The following is a 21,733-nucleotide window of genomic DNA, read 5'->3' on the forward strand; positions in this document are numbered from 1 at the left end:
CTTTTTTCATTGCTGGTGCCAATTTGGCATAACCAAAAGGCTATCGATCAGTGCGCTATGGTCACGCCTGCGTCGTCCACACCTTCGACCGTGGCGATCAGAGGCGTCTCCACCGTGCCGTCCCATTCGATCGCTTCCGGCTGACGGACGAGCGCGTGACGGATCACCTCGCCCATGCGGGAAACCGGAATGATCTCCATGTTGTTCTTCACGTTGTCCGGAATCTCGGCCAGATCCTTGGCGTTTTCCTCCGGGATCAGAACAGTCTTGATGTTGCCGCGAAGCGCAGCAAGCAGCTTCTCCTTGAGGCCGCCGATCGGCAGCACGCGGCCGCGAAGGGTGATCTCGCCCGTCATCGCCACGTCCTTGCGGACCGGGATGCCGGTCATGATCGAAACGATCGCCGTTGCCATGCCGACGCCGGCCGACGGACCGTCCTTCGGGGTTGCCCCTTCCGGCACGTGGACGTGGATGTCCGACTTGTCGAAGCGCGGCGGTTCGATGCCGAAATCGATCGCACGCGAACGGACATAGGAGGCCGCCGCGGAGATGGATTCCTTCATGACTTCCTTGAGGTTGCCGGTGACCGTCATGCGGCCCTTGCCCGGCATCATCACACCTTCGATCGTCAGCAGCTCGCCGCCGACTTCCGTCCAGGCAAGACCGGTGACGACGCCGACCTGATCCTCGCCCTCGGCTTCGCCGTGGCGGAACCTAGGTACGCCGAGGTAATCGGAGATGTTGGCCGCGGTGATCGCAACCGACTTCGTCTTGCCCTTGATGATCTCGGTGACCGCCTTGCGGGCGAGCTTCATCAGCTCACGCTCGTAGCTACGAACGCCGGCTTCGCGCGTGTACTGCTGGCTGATCGCCATCAGGGCATCGTCGGTGACCGAGAATTCGTTCGGCTGCAGGGCATGTTCCTTGATCGCCTTCGGCAGAAGGTGACGCTTGGCGATCTCGCGCTTCTCATCCTCGGTGTAACCGGCGATGCGGATGATTTCCATGCGGTCCATCAGCGGCGCCGGGATGTTCAGCGTGTTCGCCGTGGTGATGAACATCACGTCGGACAGATCGTATTCGACTTCCAGGTAGTGGTCCATGAAGGTCGAGTTCTGCGCCGGATCCAGCACTTCGAGCAGAGCCGAAGACGGGTCGCCGCGGAAATCCATGCCCATCTTGTCGATTTCGTCGAGCAGGAAGAGCGGGTTGGACTTCTTGGCCTTCTTCATCGACTGGATGACCTTGCCGGGCATCGAGCCGATATAGGTGCGGCGGTGACCGCGGATTTCGGCTTCGTCACGGACGCCGCCGAGAGCCATGCGCACGTATTCACGGCCGGTCGCCTTGGCGATCGACTGGGCGAGCGAGGTCTTGCCGACGCCCGGAGGGCCGACAAGGCACAGGATCGGACCCTTGAGCTTGGTCGCGCGGGCCTGCACGGCGAGATATTCGACGATGCGTTCCTTGACCTTGTCGAGGCCGAAGTGGTCGGCTTCGAGGATCTTTTCGGCATTGTTGAGGTCGGCCTTGATCTTCGACTTCTTGCCCCACGGAATGCCGAGCAGCCAGTCGAGATAGTTGCGCACGACGGTGGCTTCCGCCGACATCGGGCTCATCTGCTTGAGCTTCTTCAGCTCGGCATCGGCCTTTTCCTTGGCTTCCTTGGAGAGCTTGGTCTTGGAGATGCGCTCTTCCAGTTCGGCCATCTCGTCACGGCCTTCCTCGCCGTCGCCGAGCTCCTTCTGGATCGCCTTCATCTGTTCGTTGAGGTAGTATTCGCGCTGGGTCTTCTCCATCTGGCGCTTGACGCGCGAGCGGATGCGCTTCTCGACCTGCAGAACCGAAATCTCGCCTTCCATGAAGCCGAGCGCCTTTTCGAGGCGCAGCTTGACGGAAACCGTTTCCAGCATTTCCTGCTTTTCGGTGATCTTGATCGACAGATGCGACGCGACCGTATCGGCCAGCTTCGAATAGTCTTCGATCTGGCTTGCGGCGCCCACCACTTCCGGGGAGATCTTCTTGTTGAGCTTCACGTAGTTTTCGAATTCGGAAACCACGGAGCGCGACAGGGCTTCGACCTCGACCGCATCTTCGTCGGGTTCGGCAAGCACGCTGGCCGTCGCTTCGTAGAACTCTTCGCGGTCGGTATAGCCGTTGATCTTGGCGCGCGAGCGGCCTTCCACCAGGACCTTGACGGTGCCGTCGGGAAGCTTCAGGAGCTGCAGCACGTTGGCGACGGTGCCGACCTTGTAGATTGCCGAGGGTTCGGGATCATCGTCGCCGGCATTGATCTGGGTGACCAGCATGATCTGCTTGTCGGAACCCATGACCTCTTCAAGCGCGCGAATCGACTTTTCCCGGCCGACGAACAAAGGCACGATCATGTGGGGGAAAACCACGATGTCGCGCAGCGGCAGCACCGGATAGGTTTCGCCGCCAGGCGCCGCAGACGTTGAATTCGTCATTTCATTTCCTTTCCATCGTCCCGTTTCCGGGATACGTCCCGGGCAAATCACCCGGGCACTTCACTCTCGCCCAAAGTGGAGTTTTTGAAATTTGATTTCAAGCCTTGCAAGGCCGCCGTCGCCTCGGATTGTGACAGGGGTATTACAAAGCGTGCGCACACAACGCCACGCGGAATGCCAAAGAACACGGGACGCGATCACCGGTACTGCCAACCTGTTGTCACAGACTGGCGAAGCAGCCGAAGTGCCAATGATCTTCCCGCACCGTCTCTAATGCAAGACGAATATGGTGTAATTCTTCGCGAGGCAAAAATGGTGGAAAAAACAAAAAAAGCAACCCTGTCCGCCGACATAAAAAAGAGGCCCTTTCGGGCCTCTTCAGGGTGCCGGACGGGACGGCCGGATCAGGCCGAAACGTTCGCTTTTTCGTCCTGCCGGTCGGCATAGATGTAGAGCGGCCGGGCGTTTCCACGCACGACATCGTCCGAAATCACCACTTCGCGCACGCCTTCGAGCGTCGGCAGTTCGAACATGGTGTCGAGAAGGATCTTCTCCATGATCGAGCGCAGGCCGCGGGCGCCGGTCTTGCGGGTGATGGCCCGCTTGGCGATCTCGCGCAGAGCATCCTCGTGGAAGGTCAGATCGACATCCTCCATCTCGAACAGGCGCTGGTACTGCTTGATCAGCGCGTTCTTCGGCTCGGACAGGATCTGGATCAGCGCGTCTTCGTCGAGGTCTTCTAGCGTCGCCAGAACCGGCAGACGGCCGATGAATTCCGGGATGAGGCCGAACTTCACCAGATCTTCCGGCTCCAGTTCGCGCAAGACTTCGCCGACGCGACGGTCTTCCGCAGACTTGACGGAGGCGCCGAAGCCGATCGAGGTCTTTTCGCCGCGGGCCGAGATGATCTTGTCGAGACCCGCAAAGGCGCCGCCGCAGATGAACAGGATGTTCGTCGTGTCGACCTGCAGGAATTCCTGCTGCGGATGCTTGCGGCCGCCCTGCGGCGGGACCGAGGCAACCGTGCCTTCCATGATCTTCAGAAGCGCCTGCTGCACGCCCTCGCCCGACACGTCTCGGGTGATCGACGGGTTGTCGGACTTGCGGGAAATCTTGTCGACTTCGTCGATATAGACGATGCCGCGCTGGGCGCGTTCGACGTTGTAATCCGCAGCCTGCAGAAGCTTCAGGATGATGTTTTCGACGTCCTCGCCGACATAGCCGGCTTCGGTCAACGTCGTGGCATCGGCCATCGTGAAGGGAACGTCGATGATCCGGGCCAGCGTCTGGGCAAGATAGGTCTTGCCGCAACCGGTCGGGCCGACGAGCATGATGTTCGACTTCGCAAGCTCCACGTCGCCGCCCTTGGAGGCGTGCGCCAGGCGCTTGTAATGGTTATGCACCGCGACAGACAGGATGCGCTTGGCCTGCTTCTGGCCGATGACATATTCGTCGAGGACCTTGATGATGTCCTGAGGCGTGGGCACGCCGTCGCGGGACTTGACCATCGAGGTCTTGTTCTCTTCGCGGATGATGTCCATGCACAGTTCGACGCATTCATCGCAGATGAATACGGTCGGCCCGGCAATCAGCTTCCGGACTTCGTGCTGGCTCTTTCCGCAGAAAGAGCAATACAGGGTATTCTTGGAGTCGCCGCCGTTGCTGCCGCTGACTTTGCTCATATCACTTTCCTTCCAGCACTCCGCACTCTCGTCAAAACGGGCGCGGTCCACTCTACCGCTTGCCGGCGCGCGCCCCGACGGGCCTTGCGCGCCTGCCTTGCCTTAAGGGTACTCTACCGATCCTGCGCATACCATGCGGGATCAGCGGCAACGAAACCCCTAAGAGACGAATGCTATGTCATAAAAGTTCAACACAGCATTAATAAGTACTAATAGCGCTTTCCGTGCGACTTGAAACCCCTTTTTCCTCACATCGGGGTGAGTTGCATGGGTCACGCCATCAGACTCAGTCTCCGGAGCCACCTTCCATTTCCTGACGCGATGTCAGGATCTTGTCGATGACACCCCAATCCTGGGCTTCGTCGGCCGTCATGAAGTGGTCGCGATCGAGGGTCTTTTCGACTTCCTCCAACGTGCGGCCCGTATGCTTCACGTAGACCTCGTTAAGACGCCTTTTCATCTTCAATATGTCACGGGCATGGCGTTCGATGTCGGACGCCTGGCCCTGGAAGCCGCCGGACGGCTGGTGCACCATGATGCGCGAGTTCGGGGTTGCAAAGCGCATCCCCTTCTCGCCGGCGCATAAGAGCAGCGAGCCCATGGAGGCAGCCTGGCCGATGCAGAGCGTCGAAACCGCCGGCTTGATGAACTGCATCGTATCGTAGATCGCCATGCCGGCTGTCACGACGCCGCCGGGCGAATTGATGTAGAGGGCGATTTCCTTCTTGGGATTTTCCGCTTCCAGGAAGAGAAGCTGGGCGCAGATCAGCGACGCCATATAGTCTTCGACGGGACCCGTCAGGAAGATGATGCGCTCCTTCAGAAGACGCGAATAGATGTCGTAGGAGCGCTCACCGCGATTGGTCTGTTCGACGACCATCGGCACCAAGGCCATTGCGGTATCAACTGGATTTCTCATGTCCGTCCTTTGTCAAGCTTCTCTTGATCCCTGGCCGAAGGCAAAAAGGCGCTCCGGAATCAAATGGAATGGGTCATCCCTACATAGAGTGTCAACGCCCGGTACTTCAAGACGGAGCATCCGATATCCTTAATTGCCCGGGGATGCGCGAGGCTGACCGCTATTACGATTCTTGCCCGGCCACAGCCGGCAAAGGGGCCCGTTCGCCCGATGGCACAGGTTTTTGCGCGATCAGGGTAAAGCAGGCATGAACATTGTCTCGAAAATCCCGCCGACACCAGTCCGAGGGCCGGACTTTCCGCGATCCGTGCAACGTCGTCTTAAAGACTGCATGTCATTCTAGATGCCATTCTGGGGGCGCTCGACGTTAAGTATTGGAGTTTCGGGTGGATATTTTAACGGGCCTGATGATCTGGGCGGCGGAGGCTTTGACGCTCGCCGTCCTTCTGTGCTCGCGCTGGTATTACGAGCGGGACCGTTTCTACTTGAGCTGGGGTAGCGGTTTTGCGCTGCACGGGATCGGCGTCGTGCTGGTCGCGCTGCGCGGAGATATCCCCGATTTCGTCTCCATCCAGATCGCCAATACGCTGGTGCTCGCCGGCGTCGGCCTGTGGATCGCCGGCCTCCTGCAGTTCGACCGGAAGCCTGTGGAAGCCTACATCGCCATCCCGGCACTTCTTTGGGTGGCGGGCATGTTCCTTTATCCGATACGCGAGAACTTCGCCCACCGGGTGGCCCTTCACAACGGCGCGACCATGGTCGGCCATGCGATCATGATCTATATCCTCCTCAGCAACGACGGCGCGTCGAAGATAACGCGGCGGGTGCTGGCGGCATTCATTGCCATACAATTCTGCGCGAACGGCGTGGTCGCAGTTCTGGTGGTCGCCGGCGAGGCGAAATCCATTGGCGTGTCGCCGCACTCCGCCTGGCTGCTCTTCCCGGCGGCAATCTGTTTCGTCGCCAGCATCATGACCGGCGCAAAGCTGCTGACCGAGCGTTCGGAAGAGAAGCTCAAGGCACTTGCCGTCACCGACCCGCTAACCAGCGTTCTCAACCGGCGCGGCCTGATCGACCAGTTCCATGCCTTGAAAAAACTCGAGAACGAGGAGAAGCCGCTGATCGCGCTCCTGCATTTCGACCTCGACAACTTCAAGCAGATCAACGACCGCTGCGGCCATCAGGCAGGCGATTCGGTGCTGGTCGCCTTTTCGCAGGTCGGCCAGACCTCGCTGCGCGGCCGTGGCTTCTTCGGCCGCATGGGGGGCGAGGAATTCGCCTCCATCCTGCGTGTCGGCCACATGATCGAGGCCGCCAGCATTGCCGAGGCGATCCGCCTCACGCTGAAACGCCAGACCATCGTCGCCGGCGAGCACAGCATCACGGTCACCGTCAGCGCCGGTATCGCGCTTGCGGGCGCCGGAAACGCCGACCTCGATCTCCTGCTCAGCGCCGCCGACCGGGCCCTCTACACCGCCAAGGACAGCGGCCGCGACCGAACCGCGATCGATACCGGCACCGAAGCCTCGATCGTTCCGGCCGTCGACCGGCAGGGCGAGGACGATGCCCCGACGGACGTGCGCGCCAGCCGGCAGGTCGCAGCCCTGAAACGCCTCGCTTCGCTCGGCAAACGCTGACCTCCTCTTGTCCTCTTCATCCTGAAGCCCACATTCGTCAGGAGGGATAAAACCGCGGAGGGCGCGCCATGCGGGCAAGATTTTTCGGGACACGTTTCTTCACCGGCATCCTTCTTTCTTCGACGCTTCCCGCCTTGATGTTTTCGGCCGGAACAACGCTGGCGCAGCAGGCGTCCGATACGGTTGCGCCGGAACGGGCGACCGGGTTCACCTCCGCCAAGCGCGTCGAGGCGAAAAGCTTCATGGTCGCCGCCGCCAATCCGCTGGCGGCCGAAGCCGGGCGCGACGTGATCGCCAAAGGCGGAAATGCTATCGATGCCCTGATCGCCGTGCAGACCGTGCTCGGCCTCGTCGAGCCGCAAAGCTCCGGCCTCGGCGGCGGCTCCTTCCTCGTCTATTACGATGCGGCATCCAACAAGCTCACCACCTTCGACGGCCGCGAGACGGCGCCGATGGAGGCAACGCCAAAACTGTTCCTCGATGCGCAGGGCCAGCCGCTGAAATTCATGGACGCGGTGGTCGGCGGCCGTTCGGTCGGCACGCCGGGCACCGTGCGCCTCCTCTCCGACGTCCATAAGCGCTACGGCAAGGCCGACTGGGCCAGCCTGTTCGAACGGGCGGAGAAGCTTGCCGCCGACGGCTTCCAAGTCTCTCCCCGTCTGGCTTCGCTGATCGCCGCCGAGGGTGACCGGCTGAAGAAATACGACGGTCCGCGGGGCTACCTCTACGACGCATCAGGCGCGCCACTGAAGGCCGGCACGGTGCTCAAGAACCCCGCCTATGCAGAGACGCTGAAGGCGATCGCGACTGGCGGCGCGGATGCCTTCTACAAGGGGCCGATTGCCGAGGCGATCGTCAGGACGGTGCGCGAGGCGACGGGCAATCCCGGTGTCCTGTCGCTCGCCGACCTCGCCAACTACCGCGTCAAGGAACGCGAGCCGATCTGCGCCAGCTACCGGGCGCTCGACGTCTGCGGCATGGGTCCGCCCTCCTCCGGTGCTGTCGCGGTCGGCCAGATGCTCGGCGTGATCGAGAATTTCGACATCAAGGCACTTGGGCCGCAGAATGCCGAAAGCTGGCGGATCATGGGCGACGCGCAGCGCCTCGCCTTTGCGGACCGCGAGCGCTACTTGGCCGACCCGGATTTCCAGCCCTTGCCGATCAAGGGCCTGCTGAAGAAGGATTATCTCGGCAAGCGCGCTTCGCTGCTCGACGGCACCAAAGCTCTCGGCGCCGACCAAGTGAAGGCCGGCGAGCCGGAATGGGACCATGCGCTGCTGTTCGGCCGCGACGCGGCGATCGAGTTGCCTTCCACCAGCCATTTCGTCATCGTCGACAAACAAGGCAATGTCGTCTCGATGACCACGACGATCGAAAGCGGTTTCGGCTCGCGGCTGATGACGAACGGCTTCCTGCTCAACAACGAGCTCACCGACTTCTCGTTCAAGACCCATGACGGCAACCTTCCTGTCGCCAACCGCGTCGAACCCGGCAAGCGGCCACGTTCCTCGATGGCGCCGACGATCGTGATGAAGGAAGGCAAGCCGCTGCTGGCGATCGGTTCGCCCGGCGGCAGCCAGATCATCGGCTATGTGGCCCAGGCTCTGATCGCCTATATCGACTGGGGCATGCCGGTGGAGCAGATCGTCGCCCAGCCGCATTTCATCAACCGGTTCGGGCCTTACGAGATCGAGGCCGGCACCGAGGCCGAAAAGCTTGCCGAACCGCTGAAGGCGCTGGGTTATGAAGTGAAGCCCGGTGAGATGAATTCCGGCCTGCATGCGATCGAAATCACGGCAAACGGACTGGTCGGCAGCGCCGACCCGCGCCGCGAGGGCGTCGCGGTCGGGGACTAGAGGGCTTTTCCGCACGCCAGTTTCGGCTAGGTCTTTCGAATGACCGCCCTGCCCGACTTCCTGCGCATCGATCTCAAGACCCGCCACGTCTCGCTCGACGGCCGCAATCCGGCTTTCTACAGCGATCCGAACTGCGTCTATGCCCTCCTCCACGAACATTGCCCGACCTTCTATTGGGAAGAGCAGCGGCAGTGGTTCTTCACCCGCTACGAGCATGTGAACGGGCTGTTGCGCGACCGACGGTTCGGGCGGCAGATCCTGCATATCGCCAGCCGCGGGGAACTCGGGCTTCCCGAACCCCTGCCGCATCTCGAAAACTTCGATCTCGCCGAGCGGTATTCGCTGCTGGAGCTCGAACCGCCGGAACACACGCGGCTCCGTACACTCGTCAACCGTGCCTTCGTTTCACGCCATATCGAAAGGCTCCGGCCGGAAATCGCAGAGCTTGCGGAGACGCTGATCGACGGGTTCGAGGGTCAAGGCGAGACGGAACTGCTCTCCTCCTTCGCCGACATCATCCCGGTGACGATGATCGCCCGGATGATCGGCATCCCGGACGAGATGGGGCCGCAGCTTCTCGCCTGGTCGCATGCCTATGTCGGCATGTACATGTTTAAGAGGACGCAGAAGGACGAACATGCCGCCGACCGCGCGGCCGGGGAATTTGCGGGTTACGTCAAGGGCCTGATCTCAGAGCGCCGCAGGGAGCCGCGCGAAGACCTGCTGACCCACATGATCCACACGGAGCACAAGGGCCAGTACCTCACCGACGACGAACTGGTTTCCACGACTATCGTGCTGCTCAATGCCGGCCACGAGGCGACGGTGCACCAGATCGGCAATTCGGTGCGGGTGATCCTGGAGAACGATCTTCCGGCCGCCGAACTTTTCTGCGACGAAACTGCGACCGAACGGACGGTTGAGGAGACGCTGCGGATCTGTGCGCCGGTGCATATCTTCCAGCGCTGGGCGCTCGAGGACGCCGAGATCGACGGGCTCAGTTTCAAACGCGGCGACAAGGTGAGCCTCATCCTTGCCGCGGCCAATCTCGATCCGAAGAAATTCTCCGATCCGCTGGCCTTCAAACCTGACCGGCAGGAAGCCCCAAACCTCTCCTTCGGCGCCGGCATCCATTTCTGCATCGGCGCGCCGCTTGCAAGGCTGGAACTCAACACCGTGCTGCCGATCCTCTTCCGGCGGCTGCCCGGGATGCGGATCGCCACGCCGCCAGTGATCAAGGACGTCTACCATTTCCACGGGCTGGAGCGGCTGGATCTGGCTTGGTGAGCGGCATAGAAACGGCTTATCGGTAGTGATCAAAACGGTCGCGTAAACCGCTGAAAACAATGCAAAGAACCACTGCGCAACTGCGGACGTTTGTCGCAGTTGCGCATCGATTGTCGCGATCAAGCCTTGGCGACAACTCCGTACCGGGCCGCCGGCTTGTTGAGCGACAGGTAGGGACGCAGCCCGCCTCGAGCAGCCGTGTAAGTGTCATAAAGCTGCGTATCGGCGAGCGATGGCATGGTGACGAGTTCGCCGCGGTCGAGACCGGCAAGCGCCGCATCGACGAGGTCGCCCACTTCCATCACCGTGTTCGGGTCGAGACCATCCATCGAGCCGCCGACGCGATCGAAGATTTCGGTGCGGGTATAGCCCGGCAGGACTGCCTGGATCGTGACGCCGGTGTCCTTCAGCTCGGAAGCCAGCGCTTCCGTCAGAGCAAGCACGAAGGCCTTGCTGGCGGCATAGGTGCCACTGAAGAATTCTGCGGCGAGTGCGACGGCGGAGGCGATGTTGACGATGGCGCCCTTACCCCGGGCGGCAAAGGCCTGGGCTGCCACAACGGCGAGACGATTGGCGGCGGTGACGTTGAGATCGACCATCTGGTCGAGATAATCCAGATCGGCTTTCAGCAGCGGGCCCTTCGGGCCGATGCCGGCATTGTTGACGAAGAGCGTGATCGAACCGTCCTCGCGCAGGCGCTTGTCGACAAGAAGCACATCGGCGCGCTGGCTGAGGTCGGCGCGCAGCACATCTGCCTTGACGCTATGTTCGCTCGCCAGCCGGCCGGCAAGCGCCTTCAGGCGATCCGCGTCACGGGCGACGAGGACGAGGTCATAGCCGCGCCTGGCGAGCTTTTCCGCATAGGTCGCGCCGATGCCCGAAGATGCGCCGGTTACGAGGGCGGTTCCGAGTTTCGAGGTATTGGTCATGGTCCATCTCCTTTGGTTTTGGCTGGAATTGCGGCCGGGTTTCCGGCATCTGGAATTTACTGGCATATGCCACTATATATGAAAGGCACGATTTGAAGCTGCAAGAGGCGGCCGCAAATTTTTCATCGGAGTGGAAGGGCCAGCCGAAAGCGGGCATTGTCCCGCGACGAGATCGGAACGAGACATGACGGACGACGACAAGCAGAACAAGCAAGGGGAGAGTTCAGATGGCATCTGGCTTCATTGCAGCAACAGCGCGGTGCGCCGCGCCTCGCGGCATCTCGGCCAGCTCTACGAGGATGCCATGGGCGATACGAGCCTCAGGGGAACGCAGTTTTCCCTGATGTCGCAGATAGCCGGATCCAACGAGCCGACATTGAAGAACCTCGCGGAGGCGATGGTCATGGACCTCTCGGCGCTCGGTCATACCCTGAAGCCGCTGATCCGCGACGGACTGGTGGAACTGGTGCCCGATGCCCAGGACCGCCGCGCCAAGCGCGTCCGCCTGACGGACATGGGCGCGGCCACACAGCGCGACCTCATCGCCCGCTGGCAGATCGCCCAGGACCGTTTCGACAAGGCTTTCGGCAAGGAAAAATCGGAGGAACTGCGGCGGACGCTGGCGTTTATTTCGTCGGATGAATTCGCGAAGGCCTTCAACCGGAACGACTGAAAGGTCAGTGGTTTCGGCTATTGTTTTAAGCCGGACTGAGCCATATTCTACATCGATCTCGGAGGTTCAGAATGCGGACATATTCCGTTGCGGAAGCCGATCGCCATTTTGCCGACATGCTGGATCACGTCCGGCATGGGGAAACCGTGCTCGTCGAAAACGGCAAACCTCTCGCCCGGTTCTCGCCTGCAGAAGCACCGAGGCTGGACGATGCGGGCACCCGGCACGAACGCCTGCAGAAGATCCGGCAACTCTTCGACAACGTCACCTTCGATGAAATGATGTCGGCACGCGACGAAGGCCGCGAATAGTGGCCGGCATTGTCATCGACGCATCCGTTGCCGCCGCCTATCTCGAACTCTCCATGCGCTTGGATCTTTCGCTGGCGACGTTCGACAAGGCTCTGGCGGCCGCGGCGGCCCGCAACGGCAAGCTTGCGCACCACACGCCCCTCAAACCCTGATCACGTAATCCTTGCGAGTCGTTTCAACGACTTCCCAGGTTCCCTTGAAGCCGGGTCTGAGGATCATGCTGTCGCCGGCCTTCAACTGGACCGGCTCGCCGCCCTCCTCCGTGACGATCGAATGGCCGGAGAGGATGTGGAAATATTCCCACTCCTCATAAACGATCCGCCACTTACCGGGCGTTGCCTCCCAGATGCCGGCATAGAGCCCGCCGTCGGCTTCCTCGAAATTCCAGGTTCGGAATGTCGGGCTGCCGGAGACCAGCCGGTCCGGTGCCGGGGCGCCCTCTTCCGGTTCGATGGACGAGAGGTCGAATTTGATCCAGGCGCTCATTGTTTGGTCCCCTTGGGTGCGATCCCCTCGATATGGTGGGAAAGCTGTGTTGACGCGATCGCGGCTATGGCCCGCAGGCGTTCTGCCGGGACGCCGTTGCGGGCGCTTGCGGAAAGGCCGGCCATCGTCATCATGATGTAGTCGGTGATGAGTTCTGCGCGCTCCGGTTCACGGCCGGCGATTGCCGCGTCGATGACGGCACGGCTCATGTCCAGCATGCGCCGGGCCTGGCTGCAGGCCTGCTGGTCAGCCGTGCCCCTTGCCCCCTCGATTACCATGCAGCCCGGCGCCGCACCGCTGCCATAGTTGTCGGCGGCCTGTCTCAGCAGCGTGGCCACCCCCTCGTCGAGCGGCCTGTCCGGTGCCAGAGCACCTGAAATATCCAGACCTTCCTTTTCCTCATAACGCTTGAGAGCTGCGCCGTAGAGCTCGGCCTTGCTGCCGAAGGCGGCATAAAAACTCGGTGGATTGATGCCGATCGCCTCGGTGAGGTCGGCGACGCTCAGGGCGTCGTACCCCTTGGCATGAAACAGAGCCTGGGCCTTGGCCAAGGCCTCTTCCTTGTCGAAAGCGCGCGGCCTGCCCCGCGTCGAGACTTTTTTTGTAGCGCTCATTACAAAATCCTTGACTACCATGCTCGTTCAATTTATGTAGCGCTCATTACATTAAATCTCAAGCCTCAATCAAGGAGACACGACAATGACTGACTTCCATGGAAAGAAAGCGCTGGTTCTCGGCGGCAGCCGCGGCATCGGGGCTGCGATCGTCCGCCGTTTTGCCGGCGATGGCGCCGACGTGACATTCACCTATGCCGGCTCGAAGGATGCGGCAGATGCTCTTGCCGCAGAAACCGGCACCAAAGCAGTCCGCTCGGACGCGGCCGACCGCGCGGCCGTGATCGGTACCGTCCGTGATGCCGGCCCGCTCGACATTCTGATCATCAGCGCCGGTACGCTGGCACTCGGCAATCCGCTGGAACTCGAAGCCGACGCGGTCGACCGGATGATCGACGTCAATGTCCGGGCACCGTACCATGCGGCGGTGGAAGCCGCCCGCGGCATGCCGGACGGCGGCCGGATCATCGTCATCGGCTCGGTCAATGGCGACCGCATGCCGTTTGCGGGCGGTGCTGCCTATGCGCTCACCAAGTCGGCCATGCAGGGCATGGCGCGGGGCCTCGCCCGCGACTTCGGCGACCGCAACATCACCGTCAACGTCATCCAGCCCGGCCCGACCTCCACCGACATGAACCCGGAAGACGGTCCTATGAGCGCCTTCATGCACGGTTTCATGGCCATCAAGCGCCACGGCCGCCCGGAAGAGATCGCCGGCCTTGCCGCCTATCTCGCCGGTCCGGAAGCCGGCTTCGTCACCGGCTCCCTGCAGACGATCGACGGCGGTTTTGGCGCCTGACGCCGGCCGTTATCCCTTCTCTCAGATCTTCGACAAAGCCTGGTCGAGGTCGGCGATGATGTCGGCGGCATCTTCGATGCCGATCGACAGGCGCACCACGTCCGGCCCGGCTCCGGCAGCGATCTGCTGTTCCTCGGTCAGCTGCCGGTGTGTCGTCGAAGCCGGATGGATGACTAGGGAGCGGGTATCGCCGATATTGGCGAGGTGGGAGAACAGCTGCAGACCTTCAACCAGTGTCTTGCCCGCCTCGTAGCCGCCGGTGACGCCGAACGTGAAGACCGAGCCGGCGCCCTTTGGCGAATATCGCATCTGCAGGGCGTGGTTCGGGTCGTCTTCGAGGCCGGAATAGCTGACCCAGGCGACCTTTGGATGCGCCTTCAGCCATTTCGCGACAGCGGCGGCATTGTCGCTGTGTTTGTGCATGCGCAATGGCAGCGTTTCGATGCCGGTCAGGATCATGAAGGCGTTGAAGGGCGAGATCGCAGGCCCGATATCGCGGAGGCCCAGCACGCGGCAGGCGATGGCGAAGCCGATATTGCCGAAAGCCTGATAGAGGACGACGCCGCCATATTCGGCGCGTGGTTCCGAGAGCATCGGGTAGTTGCCCGATTTCGACCAGTTGAACGTTCCCCCGTCGACGATCACGCCGCCCATGGAATTGCCGTGTCCGCCCATGAACTTGGTCAGCGAATGGATGACGATGTCGGCGCCGTGTTCGAGCGGCCGGACGAGATAGGGGGTCGCCATCGTGTTGTCGACGATCAGCGGAATGCCGCGTCTTTGCGCCACCTCGGCAATCGCCGCGATATCCACGAACGTGCCGGCGGGATTGGCAAGGCTCTCGATGAAGATCGCCCGGGTGCGCTCGTCGATGCCGGCCTCGAAGCTTGCCGGATCATCGGTATCGGCCCAGCGTACCTGCCAGTCGAAACTCTTGAACGCATTGCCGAACTGGTTGATCGAGCCGCCATAGAGCTTTCGAGCCGCGATGAAATTGTCGCCCGGCTGCATGATCGTGTGGAAGGTCAGCATCTGGGCGGCATGGCCGGAGGCGACCGCCAGCGCCGCGGTGCCCCCTTCGAGGGCCGCCACCCGCTCTTCCAGCACCGCCTGGGTGGGGTTCATGATGCGGGTGTAGATATTGCCGAACTGCTGCAGGCCGAAAAGGGCGGCTGCGTGGTCCGCATCGTTGAAGACGAAAGACGTCGTCTGGTAGATCGGCGTCGCCCGCGCCCCGGTCGTTGGGTCGGGCTGCGCGCCCGCATGCACGGCCAGCGTCGAAAATCCCGGATTGAGTGTCGGCATAATAGTCCCTCCCCTTGAGATGGCGCCCGGTTGATAGCGCTGCAACAGACCCCGGCGGTTGATCACGATCAAGGAATATCGTTCTCCGGAACCTATCCTCATGGGAAATAGAGAGGAGTTCACGATGGACAACACGATCCATACCCCGGAAAATCTCGCCGACAGGCTGAAGCGCTGGTGTTCCGCCACGTGGGAGGCGATCAACGAAGCGAAGCTTCTCGCCAGCCTCGACGATGAAACCGTCAAGCTCTTGGCGCAGGACAACGCCCTGTCGGAGCAGGAACTGCGCGACTTCATCGCCAAGGGCCCGCATGCAGCCGACGAGATGCTGGCGCTGATGAAGCTGCTCAATATCGACCCGGAGGAAGCCAGTCTGGAAGAGCCGGCGGAATTCCGCGAAATGCACGTCACCTGCACCCATTGCGGCGAGAAGACCCGCTGCCGGCGCGAACTTGCCGACGGCAGCGCCGCCGCCGACTTCGCAAACTATTGCGGCAATGCCGAGATGCTCGACGACATGCGCAGCCGGCCGGAACTGCTCGCCAGATAGCCAGGCGTCCGAATGGCCAGGTCAGCCGATCCGTTCAGGCGGGCACCTCAGGCGATCAGGCGGGGATACTCGATCGCCGGGCAGCGATCCATGACGACCTTGATGCCGGCGGCCTCCGCCTTTGCGGCAGCCTTGTCGTCACGCACGCTCAGCTGGCCCCAGATCACCTTGGGCTTGGTTTCGAGCGCGACCGCCTCGTCGACCACGCTGTCCAGATACTCGGCCGCCCGGAAGACATCGACCATGTCGACCGGCTGCGGCACGTCCGAAAGCGTCCTGTAGACCGTCTGACCAAGGATCTGCTTGCCCGCCTGGCCGGGATTGACCGGAAACACCGTATAGCCCTTGGAGATGAGGAAACCCATGACCCGGTTGCTCGGCCTGTCGGCATTCGGGGACGCGCCGAGTAGCGCAATCGTCCGGGTGCCCTTCAGGATATCGGCGATATAGGCATTGTCGTAATGGTCATGGTTCATGACGGCGGCTCCGGTGGTGGCGCGCCTCTGGCGGCGCAGTGCTTCCGCGCTATGTAAGTCCGCGTCTCGTCAAAAGGGATGCAGGTCATGAAAAAATTTATCGGCTGTCTTGCGATCATCGCCTGCGGCACCTTCCTCCCGGCTGAGCCGGCTGCCGCAATATCGCGTTACAATTCCACCGGCATGTCCTGTGCTGCCGTACAGCGGGCGATCAGCCGCGAGGGCGCGGTGATCCTGCGTTACCCATCCCGCAACAAGGCGCGGATGACGCTCTACGACCGCTATGTCGTCGACAGCGGCTACTGCGACGGCCACGAATTCGCCGACCGGGCGACGGTGCCGACGGCCGATACGCCGAGCTGTCCCGTTCGTGCCTGCAAAAGAAGACCCGATCCCGAAGATTGTTTTCCTCTCCAGGCAGGCTGCCTGAGATTTTAACCGGCTTCTTGACTCAAAAAATCGAGAAAGCTCTGCACCCCAATATTCCCTAAGCGTTCCCTCAATATTCACTTTATGTACATGTACATATTAGCACCATCTTATGGTTGAATTAGAAAGTGCTACTAGATTTTGGTGGGCAAACTTGGTTCCACCCAACATTTGTCAGGTTCCGCCCTTCTTGATGCATCGTATTGAAACATGAGCACATGACAGCTATCCTGCCCTCCAAAATCCCCCTAAAACCTTCAAGAAAGCATGGACTCGGCAATTCACTCATCATTCGCCGTCTTTCGATTTACACAACTCAGGATATAGATCGAACGAGCGATGGGCCGACAGGTGGCGCAACTCGGCGTGCCATATCAACAGATCTTTCGGGGCGTCCAACGGCTGTTCGCAGACGTCATATTGCCGTGCGACAACATTTCCGGCCGGCGGGTATTGGATGGGTTTTCTTTCCCATCGGGAAAAACAGGGGGCTTCCTTTCCGGACAACGGCCGAATGCCCGGTTTGACAGCCGCGGTGGGCAGAACCCGTCATTTGGGTATCAAGCGCCTCCCAATTTCTCCCGAAAAGTTGTGGTATCATAAAACCACATACACAAGCCATTGATTTTGCTTAATCTATTTTTCGCCTCGGCAAAACCGTCTCCTTGACGCTTTTGGCCTCCCTCGGTATAAGCCGCCCAGATCGCGGACCTTCTCGGCCCGCTTTCTTTTTTGCCGGCTTCGGCCAAGGCAATCCAAGCAACAAGAAACGCCCTGCATTCGAACCTTTTCGAGTGTCACGGGTCCTAGATGAAAGAGCTAAAGACATGTCAACCTTCGTTCAGAAGCCTGCCGAGGTGGTGAAGAAGTGGGTGATCATCGATGCCGAAGGCCTCGTTGTCGGTCGCCTCGCTACCATCGTTGCCAACCGGCTCCGCGGCAAGCACAAGCCCACCTTCACCCCGCATGTCGATGATGGCGACAACGTCATCATCATCAATGCGGAAAAGTGTGTCCTCACCGGCAAGAAGTATTCCGACAAGACCTATTACTGGCACACCGGTTATCCGGGTGGCATCAAGGAGCGCACCGCGCGCCAGATCATCGAAGGCCGCTTCCCGGAGCGCGTCATCGAGAAGGCTGTCGAGCGCATGGTTCCCCGTGGTCCGCTCGGCCGTCGCCAGATGAAGAACCTGCGCGTCTATGCCGGTTCCAACCATCCCCATGAAGCACAGCAGCCGGTCGCTCTCGACGTGGCATCGCTGAACAGCAAGAACGTAAGGAGCGCCTGATAATGGCCGATCTTTCCTCCCTGAAGGACCTCGCGCCGGCTTCCGAAGCTGCCGCTCCGGTCTATGTCCGCAAGGTCGACAGCCTCGGCCGCTCCTACGCGACCGGCAAGCGCAAGAACGCCGTCGCCCGCGTCTGGGTCAAGGCCGGCACCGGCAAGATCACGGTCAACGGCCGTGACTTCTCGACCTACTTCGCCCGTCCGGTCCTGCAGATGATCCTGCAGCAGCCGGTCATCGCCGCTGCCCGCACCGGCCAGTTCGACATCGTCGCGACCGTCGCCGGTGGCGGCCTCTCCGGCCAGGCCGGCGCTGTTCGTCACGGCGTCTCCAAGGCACTCACCTACTTCGAGCCAGGCCTTCGCGGCGTGCTCAAGAAGGGTGGCTTCCTGACCCGCGACAGCCGCGTGGTAGAGCGTAAGAAGTACGGCAAGGCCAAGGCCCGCCGCTCCTTCCAGTTCTCCAAGCGTTAATCGCTTCGGAACTTGTACCTTCAAAAGGCGGAGCTTCGGCTCCGCCTTTTTCGTTTAGGCAACGCTCATATCGGCAGTTCGGTCGTCGATTTCAGTTCGCGAAGAACAAAGCTGGAGACCACGTTGCGCACATGCGGATTGCGCATCAGGTGGCGGGTCATGAAAGCCTCATAGGCTTCGACATCGCGCGCCCTGATCTTCAGCATATAATCAAATGTCCCGGACAGTGCGTAACACTCCATGATCTCCGGTCGGTCGCGCACGACCGTGGCGAAGGCCTCGATCGCCTCCTCGTGGTGATCCTCCAGCGTCACATGGGCGACGATGCAGAGCTTGAGGTCGAGCTTTGCCGGATCGAGAAGTGCCACCCGCTTTCGAATGACGCCCTCGGCCTCCAATTCCTGGACCTTCCGCCAGGCGGTGCTTTGCGACATGCCGGCCTTCTCCGCCAATTCGGCGAGCGATGAGCCATCCCCCGCCTGCACGAGCTGCAGAAGCTTGCGGGCGGCCTGCAGATTTTCTTTCATGAAGCTTCCTCCTCCTGGAATATCCTCCCATTATTTAATCTCAATTCGGCAAAGCTGAAATGATTACCCGCGTATTCAGAGATATATTGGTGATCTGGCAGCCGGCGGCTGGAATACCCTCGGCTCATTGGCTTAACGAATGGGAGGTCGTTCATGAGCAAGCAAAGCACCTATTCGGCGACCCTGCCGGATGCGGAGGGCATCTATCGCTACACGAGCGAGGAAGACCTGATCTGGAGCGAACTCTACCAGCGCCAGATGACGCTCTTGGCCGACAAGGCCTGTGGGGAATATCTGGACGGGGTCAAGGCGCTTGGGCTGAAGCCGGACAAGGTTCCCCAGCTTCGCGATGTCGACCGGCGCCTCAACGAGACCACCGGATTCGGCGTGGAGGGCGTTCCCGCCCTCATTCCGCCATCGCGCTTCTACGAATTGCTGTCGCAGGGCAAGTTTCCACTGGCAACGTTCATCCGCCGCCGCGAGCATATCGACTATATCGAAGAGCCGGATATCTTCCACGAGGTCTTCGGCCACTGCCCTCTCCTCACCAACCAGAGCTACGCCAATTTCGTCCGCCGCTTTGGTGAAAAGGCCGTCGGGCTCGGCCGGGAATATTCCTGGCATCTGTTCCGGATCTTCTGGTTTACCGTCGAATTCGGCCTGATCGATACGCCGGAGGGCCGCCGCTGCTTCGGGGCCGGCATCGTCTCATCGCCCAACGAGACGCGTGCGGCGATGGAAGGCAAGGAAGCCGAATTCCGGCCCTTCGATCTGATGACGGTGCTGAGGACCCCCTATCGCATCGATATTGTCCAGCCGATCTACTATGTCATCGACAGCTTCGCGCAGCTGGAATCGATCATCGAGGAGGATATCGGCGCGCGGATCAGGGACGCCAAGGCGCTTGGCGATTTCCCACCGGTTTTCGAAGCCAAGGCTTCCTGAGCGGAAGGAATTCTCTCTCGCTCAGGCTTGCCTTGTCGGCCCTTATTGTCCAACGTTCCCGCCACGTTAACAATGGAGGGACGCCATGGCAGAAAAGTCGATCGACCATGCCTTCACTGCGAAAGGCCTGACCTCAGCCGCGTCGGATCCCACCTTCGCCGGGGCTCTGTCCTTCATGCGCCGCCGCTTCACGAAGGATCTGACCGGTGTGGATACGGTCGTGTGGGGCATTCCCTTCGATGCCGCGACCTCCAACCGGCCGGGCGCCCGGTTCGGGCCGCAGGCGATCCGGCGGGCATCGGCGATCTTCGACAACGATCCGCAATATCCGTTCCGGCGCGATCTCTTCGCAGACATGGCCGTCATCGATTACGGCGACTGCCTGCTCGACTACGGCAACCACCAGAAGACGCCGGCTGCGATCGAGGCCCAGGCGAATGTCATCCTCGACAGCGGCGCCTTCCTGCTGACGCTCGGCGGCGACCACTATGTCACCTGGCCGCTACTCAAAGCCCATGCGGCCAAACACGGGCCGCTGGCGCTGGTACAGTTCGACGCGCATCAGGACACCTGGCTAGACGAGGAGGGACGGATCGACCACGGCTCTTTCGTGGCGCGGGCGGTACGGGCCGGCATCATCGATCCTGCCCGCTCGATCCAGGTCGGCATCCGCACCCACGCGCCGGAAGATTTCGGGATCCGCCTCCTTTATGGCCACGAGGTCGAGGAGATGACGGCAGCCGAAATCGCAAAGGCGATCCTCGATCATGTCGGGCAAACGCCGACCTACCTGACGTTCGACATCGACTGCGTCGACCCGGCCTTCGCGCCCGGAACCGGCACGCCGGTCGCCGGCGGGCCTTCGAGCGCGAAAATCCTGTCGGTCCTGCGCCAGCTTGGGCACCTCGATATCCGTGGCGCCGATGTCGTCGAAGTGGCGCCGGCCTATGATCATGCGGATATCACCGCCATTGCAGGGGCGACGGTTGCAATGTATATGCTCGGGCTTCGAGCGGAACGACGCGCGGTCCGTTAATTTTCTGAATCAACTTGCTGGTAGACTGAATCCGGCGCTCAACCCAAGGCACTGATCTAACAGGACAATGACCATGACAGCGAAAATCTTCATCGATGGCGAACACGGCACCACGGGACTGCAGATCCGCACCCGCATGGCCGGCCGCCGCGACGTCGAATTGCTGTCTATCCCGGAAGCGGAGCGGCGCAATGCCGCCATGCGCGAGGATCTCCTGAACAGCGCCGATGTCGCCATCCTCTGCCTGCCGGACGATGCGTCGCGGGAAGCCGTGACAATGCTTGCCGGCAACAACAGAGTGCGGGTAATCGACACCTCGACCGCCTTCCGCGTCGATCCCGCCTGGGCCTACGGCTTTGCGGAAATGGACAAGGCGCAGGCCGACAAGATCAAGGCCTCGCGGCATGTCGCCAATCCTGGCTGCTATCCGACCGGCGCGATCGCCCTCCTTCGGCCGCTGCGCGCCGCCGGCATCCTGCCCGACGGTTATCCGGTCACGGTCAACGCGGTCTCCGGTTATACCGGCGGCGGCAAGCAGCTGATCGGCCAGATGGAAGACCAATCGCGGGAAGACGCGATCTCGGCCAACAATTTCCTCTACGGCCTGAACCTCAAGCACAAACACGTGCCGGAGATGAAGATCCACGGCCAGCTCGACCGGGCGCCGATCTTCTCGCCGTCGGTCGGCCGTTTTGCGCAAGGCATGATCGTCCAGGTGCCGCTATTCCTCGAAGATCTCAAGGAAGGCGCGACGATGGAGAGCATCCACAAGGTGCTGGTCGAGCATTATGCCGGCCAGGACATCGTCACCGTCGTGCCGCTGGAGGAGAGCAAGGCCCTGCCGCGCGTCGATGCGGAAGAGCTGGTCGATACCGACACGATGAAGCTTTTCGTGTTCGGCACGCCGGGCGGTGCGCATGTCAATCTCGTGGCCCTGCTCGACAACCTCGGCAAGGGCGCTTCGGGTGCTGCCGTCCAGAACATGGACCTGATGCTTTCGGCCTGATGGCGGGAAGCATTTCCTTTCCCGCAATACGCCTTC

23 protein-coding genes are annotated in these 21,733 nt (G+C 61.3%); 14 read left to right on the forward strand and 9 right to left on the reverse strand.

The features are described from left to right. Window positions 1-47: 47 nt before the first annotated feature. The 3 genes from lon to clpP form a co-directional block, all read right to left on the reverse strand. A complete protein-coding gene (lon, locus tag PMI07_RS31015) occupies window positions 48-2,468 on the reverse strand; it encodes an endopeptidase La (protein ID WP_007753412.1) in 2,421 nt (806 codons plus the stop codon). Between the two features lie 404 nt (window positions 2,469-2,872). Further along, window positions 2,873-4,150 carry an ATP-dependent Clp protease ATP-binding subunit ClpX gene (gene clpX, locus PMI07_RS31020; protein WP_007753415.1) on the reverse strand — a complete coding sequence of 426 codons (1,278 nt, stop codon included), beginning with the start codon at window positions 4,148-4,150 and terminating at the stop codon, window positions 2,873-2,875. A gap of 286 nt (window positions 4,151-4,436) precedes the next feature. After that, window positions 4,437-5,069, reverse strand: a complete 633-nt coding sequence (gene clpP, locus PMI07_RS31025; RefSeq protein WP_007753416.1) for an ATP-dependent Clp endopeptidase proteolytic subunit ClpP — start codon at window positions 5,067-5,069, stop codon at window positions 4,437-4,439. A 386-nt stretch (window positions 5,070-5,455) separates the two neighbouring features. On the opposite strand from clpP, the gene PMI07_RS31030 reads away from it, so the two are divergent. The 3 genes from PMI07_RS31030 to PMI07_RS31040 all read left to right on the forward strand — a co-directional run bounded on the left by PMI07_RS31030 (window position 5,456) and on the right by PMI07_RS31040 (window position 9,849). Next, window positions 5,456-6,706, forward strand: a complete 1,251-nt coding sequence (locus tag PMI07_RS31030; protein WP_007753419.1) for a GGDEF domain-containing protein — start codon at window positions 5,456-5,458, stop codon at window positions 6,704-6,706. Between the two features lie 68 nt (window positions 6,707-6,774). Next, window positions 6,775-8,562, forward strand: a complete 1,788-nt coding sequence (gene ggt, locus PMI07_RS31035) for a gamma-glutamyltransferase (RefSeq protein WP_024164322.1) — start codon at window positions 6,775-6,777, stop codon at window positions 8,560-8,562. A gap of 39 nt (window positions 8,563-8,601) precedes the next feature. Further along, complete coding sequence (locus PMI07_RS31040) at window positions 8,602-9,849, forward strand: cytochrome P450 (protein WP_007772545.1); 1,248 nt, start codon at window positions 8,602-8,604, stop codon at window positions 9,847-9,849. Window positions 9,850-9,968: 119 nt separating this feature from the next. On the opposite strand, the gene PMI07_RS31045 is transcribed toward PMI07_RS31040, so the two are convergent. Continuing rightward, entirely contained in the window at window positions 9,969-10,778 is an 810-nt protein-coding gene (locus tag PMI07_RS31045; RefSeq protein WP_007772546.1) for an SDR family oxidoreductase, read from the reverse strand. 184 nt (window positions 10,779-10,962) lie between these two features. On the opposite strand from PMI07_RS31045, the gene PMI07_RS31050 reads away from it, so the two are divergent. The 3 genes from PMI07_RS31050 to PMI07_RS35205 all read left to right on the forward strand — a co-directional run bounded on the left by PMI07_RS31050 (window position 10,963) and on the right by PMI07_RS35205 (window position 11,914). Continuing rightward, the gene (locus PMI07_RS31050; RefSeq protein WP_007772547.1) at window positions 10,963-11,451 is read left to right on the forward strand and encodes a MarR family winged helix-turn-helix transcriptional regulator; all 489 of its coding nucleotides are present in this window, start codon (window positions 10,963-10,965) and stop codon (window positions 11,449-11,451) included. 71 nt (window positions 11,452-11,522) lie between these two features. Further along, on the forward strand, window positions 11,523-11,762 hold the full coding sequence (locus tag PMI07_RS31055; protein ID WP_007772548.1) for a hypothetical protein: 240 nt from the start codon (window positions 11,523-11,525) through the stop codon (window positions 11,760-11,762). After that, the gene (locus PMI07_RS35205; protein WP_007772549.1) at window positions 11,762-11,914 is read left to right on the forward strand and encodes a hypothetical protein; all 153 of its coding nucleotides are present in this window, start codon (window positions 11,762-11,764) and stop codon (window positions 11,912-11,914) included. Before PMI07_RS31055 ends, PMI07_RS35205 begins: the two co-directional genes overlap by 1 nt. On the opposite strand, the gene PMI07_RS31060 is transcribed toward PMI07_RS35205, so the two are convergent. Both PMI07_RS31060 and PMI07_RS31065 read right to left on the reverse strand, forming a co-directional pair. Continuing rightward, complete coding sequence (locus PMI07_RS31060; RefSeq protein WP_007772550.1) at window positions 11,904-12,248, reverse strand: cupin domain-containing protein; 345 nt, start codon at window positions 12,246-12,248, stop codon at window positions 11,904-11,906. The genes PMI07_RS35205 and PMI07_RS31060 overlap by 11 nt on opposite strands. After that, entirely contained in the window at window positions 12,245-12,862 is a 618-nt protein-coding gene (locus PMI07_RS31065; protein ID WP_007772551.1) for a TetR/AcrR family transcriptional regulator, read from the reverse strand. Before PMI07_RS31065 ends, PMI07_RS31060 begins: the two co-directional genes overlap by 4 nt. Window positions 12,863-12,947: 85 nt before the next feature. On the opposite strand from PMI07_RS31065, the gene bdcA reads away from it, so the two are divergent. Further along, window positions 12,948-13,661 carry an SDR family oxidoreductase gene (gene bdcA, locus PMI07_RS31070; RefSeq protein ID WP_024164323.1) on the forward strand — a complete coding sequence of 238 codons (714 nt, stop codon included), beginning with the start codon at window positions 12,948-12,950 and terminating at the stop codon, window positions 13,659-13,661. A 21-nt stretch (window positions 13,662-13,682) separates the two neighbouring features. Here the strand turns inward: bdcA and PMI07_RS31075 are convergent, their stop codons facing one another. After that, window positions 13,683-14,966 (reverse strand): O-acetylhomoserine aminocarboxypropyltransferase, encoded by a 1,284-nt coding sequence (locus PMI07_RS31075; RefSeq protein ID WP_007758599.1) that lies wholly within the window; start codon window positions 14,964-14,966, stop codon window positions 13,683-13,685. Between the two features lie 124 nt (window positions 14,967-15,090). Here PMI07_RS31075 and PMI07_RS31080 point away from each other — a divergent pair, with 124 nt between their 5' ends. Next, window positions 15,091-15,516, forward strand: a complete 426-nt coding sequence (locus PMI07_RS31080; protein ID WP_007758598.1) for a DUF6455 family protein — start codon at window positions 15,091-15,093, stop codon at window positions 15,514-15,516. Window positions 15,517-15,563: 47 nt separating this feature from the next. Here PMI07_RS31080 and PMI07_RS31085 read toward each other — a convergent pair whose 3' ends face one another. Continuing rightward, window positions 15,564-15,992, reverse strand: coding sequence for a CoA-binding protein (locus PMI07_RS31085; RefSeq protein WP_024164324.1), 429 nt, complete (start codon window positions 15,990-15,992; stop codon window positions 15,564-15,566). An 87-nt stretch (window positions 15,993-16,079) separates the two neighbouring features. On the opposite strand from PMI07_RS31085, the gene PMI07_RS31090 reads away from it, so the two are divergent. The 3 genes from PMI07_RS31090 (at window position 16,080) to rpsI (ending at window position 18,183) form a co-directional block, all read left to right on the forward strand. Further along, window positions 16,080-16,430 (forward strand): hypothetical protein, encoded by a 351-nt coding sequence (locus PMI07_RS31090; protein ID WP_007759338.1) that lies wholly within the window; start codon window positions 16,080-16,082, stop codon window positions 16,428-16,430. 818 nt (window positions 16,431-17,248) lie between these two features. Further along, entirely contained in the window at window positions 17,249-17,713 is a 465-nt protein-coding gene (rplM, locus tag PMI07_RS31095) for a 50S ribosomal protein L13 (RefSeq protein WP_007759339.1), read from the forward strand. Window positions 17,714-17,715: 2 nt separating this feature from the next. Continuing rightward, on the forward strand, window positions 17,716-18,183 hold the full coding sequence (gene rpsI, locus PMI07_RS31100; RefSeq protein ID WP_007759340.1) for a 30S ribosomal protein S9: 468 nt from the start codon (window positions 17,716-17,718) through the stop codon (window positions 18,181-18,183). A gap of 65 nt (window positions 18,184-18,248) precedes the next feature. On the opposite strand, the gene PMI07_RS31105 is transcribed toward rpsI, so the two are convergent. After that, a complete protein-coding gene (locus tag PMI07_RS31105) occupies window positions 18,249-18,710 on the reverse strand; it encodes an Lrp/AsnC family transcriptional regulator (protein ID WP_007759341.1) in 462 nt (153 codons plus the stop codon). Between the two features lie 153 nt (window positions 18,711-18,863). Here PMI07_RS31105 and PMI07_RS31110 point away from each other — a divergent pair, with 153 nt between their 5' ends. The 3 genes from PMI07_RS31110 (at window position 18,864) to argC (ending at window position 21,697) form a co-directional block, all read left to right on the forward strand. Continuing rightward, window positions 18,864-19,655 (forward strand): phenylalanine 4-monooxygenase, encoded by a 792-nt coding sequence (locus PMI07_RS31110; protein WP_007759342.1) that lies wholly within the window; start codon window positions 18,864-18,866, stop codon window positions 19,653-19,655. A gap of 85 nt (window positions 19,656-19,740) precedes the next feature. Then, complete coding sequence (speB, locus tag PMI07_RS31115) at window positions 19,741-20,691, forward strand: agmatinase (RefSeq protein WP_007759343.1); 951 nt, start codon at window positions 19,741-19,743, stop codon at window positions 20,689-20,691. A 73-nt stretch (window positions 20,692-20,764) separates the two neighbouring features. Continuing rightward, the gene (gene argC / locus PMI07_RS31120; protein ID WP_007759344.1) at window positions 20,765-21,697 is read left to right on the forward strand and encodes an N-acetyl-gamma-glutamyl-phosphate reductase; all 933 of its coding nucleotides are present in this window, start codon (window positions 20,765-20,767) and stop codon (window positions 21,695-21,697) included. Window positions 21,698-21,733: the final 36 nt, after the last annotated feature.

It is taken from the genome of Rhizobium sp. CF080, from assembly GCF_000282095.2.
Lineage (GTDB): Bacteria > Pseudomonadota > Alphaproteobacteria > Rhizobiales > Rhizobiaceae > Neorhizobium.

Excerpts from the sequence above, each read along its gene's own strand:
- PMI07_RS31080 (WP_007758598.1), top strand. The coding sequence starts at position 15,091 with ATGGACAACACGATCCATACCCCGGAAAATCTCGCCGACAGGCTGAAG.
- PMI07_RS31055 (WP_007772548.1), top strand. The coding sequence starts at position 11,523 with ATGCGGACATATTCCGTTGCGGAAGCCGATCGCCATTTTGCCGACATG.
- rpsI (WP_007759340.1), top strand. The coding sequence starts at position 17,716 with ATGGCCGATCTTTCCTCCCTGAAGGACCTCGCGCCGGCTTCCGAAGCT.
- PMI07_RS31075 (WP_007758599.1), bottom strand. The coding sequence starts at position 14,966 with ATGCCGACACTCAATCCGGGATTTTCGACGCTGGCCGTGCATGCGGGC.
- argC (WP_007759344.1), top strand. The coding sequence starts at position 20,765 with ATGACAGCGAAAATCTTCATCGATGGCGAACACGGCACCACGGGACTG.
- PMI07_RS31060 (WP_007772550.1), bottom strand. The coding sequence starts at position 12,248 with ATGAGCGCCTGGATCAAATTCGACCTCTCGTCCATCGAACCGGAAGAG.
- PMI07_RS31050 (WP_007772547.1), top strand. The coding sequence starts at position 10,963 with ATGACGGACGACGACAAGCAGAACAAGCAAGGGGAGAGTTCAGATGGC.
- PMI07_RS31085 (WP_024164324.1), bottom strand. The coding sequence starts at position 15,992 with ATGAACCATGACCATTACGACAATGCCTATATCGCCGATATCCTGAAG.
- bdcA (WP_024164323.1), top strand. The coding sequence starts at position 12,948 with ATGACTGACTTCCATGGAAAGAAAGCGCTGGTTCTCGGCGGCAGCCGC.
- clpP (WP_007753416.1), bottom strand. The coding sequence starts at position 5,069 with ATGAGAAATCCAGTTGATACCGCAATGGCCTTGGTGCCGATGGTCGTC.
- ggt (WP_024164322.1), top strand. The coding sequence starts at position 6,775 with ATGCGGGCAAGATTTTTCGGGACACGTTTCTTCACCGGCATCCTTCTT.
- PMI07_RS31065 (WP_007772551.1), bottom strand. The coding sequence starts at position 12,862 with ATGAGCGCTACAAAAAAAGTCTCGACGCGGGGCAGGCCGCGCGCTTTC.
- PMI07_RS31105 (WP_007759341.1), bottom strand. The coding sequence starts at position 18,710 with ATGAAAGAAAATCTGCAGGCCGCCCGCAAGCTTCTGCAGCTCGTGCAG.
- PMI07_RS31045 (WP_007772546.1), bottom strand. The coding sequence starts at position 10,778 with ATGACCAATACCTCGAAACTCGGAACCGCCCTCGTAACCGGCGCATCT.
- speB (WP_007759343.1), top strand. The coding sequence starts at position 19,741 with ATGGCAGAAAAGTCGATCGACCATGCCTTCACTGCGAAAGGCCTGACC.
- rplM (WP_007759339.1), top strand. The coding sequence starts at position 17,249 with ATGTCAACCTTCGTTCAGAAGCCTGCCGAGGTGGTGAAGAAGTGGGTG.
- clpX (WP_007753415.1), bottom strand. The coding sequence starts at position 4,150 with ATGAGCAAAGTCAGCGGCAGCAACGGCGGCGACTCCAAGAATACCCTG.
- PMI07_RS31040 (WP_007772545.1), top strand. The coding sequence starts at position 8,602 with ATGACCGCCCTGCCCGACTTCCTGCGCATCGATCTCAAGACCCGCCAC.
- lon (WP_007753412.1), bottom strand. The coding sequence starts at position 2,468 with ATGACGAATTCAACGTCTGCGGCGCCTGGCGGCGAAACCTATCCGGTG.
- PMI07_RS31110 (WP_007759342.1), top strand. The coding sequence starts at position 18,864 with ATGAGCAAGCAAAGCACCTATTCGGCGACCCTGCCGGATGCGGAGGGC.
- PMI07_RS31090 (WP_007759338.1), top strand. The coding sequence starts at position 16,080 with ATGAAAAAATTTATCGGCTGTCTTGCGATCATCGCCTGCGGCACCTTC.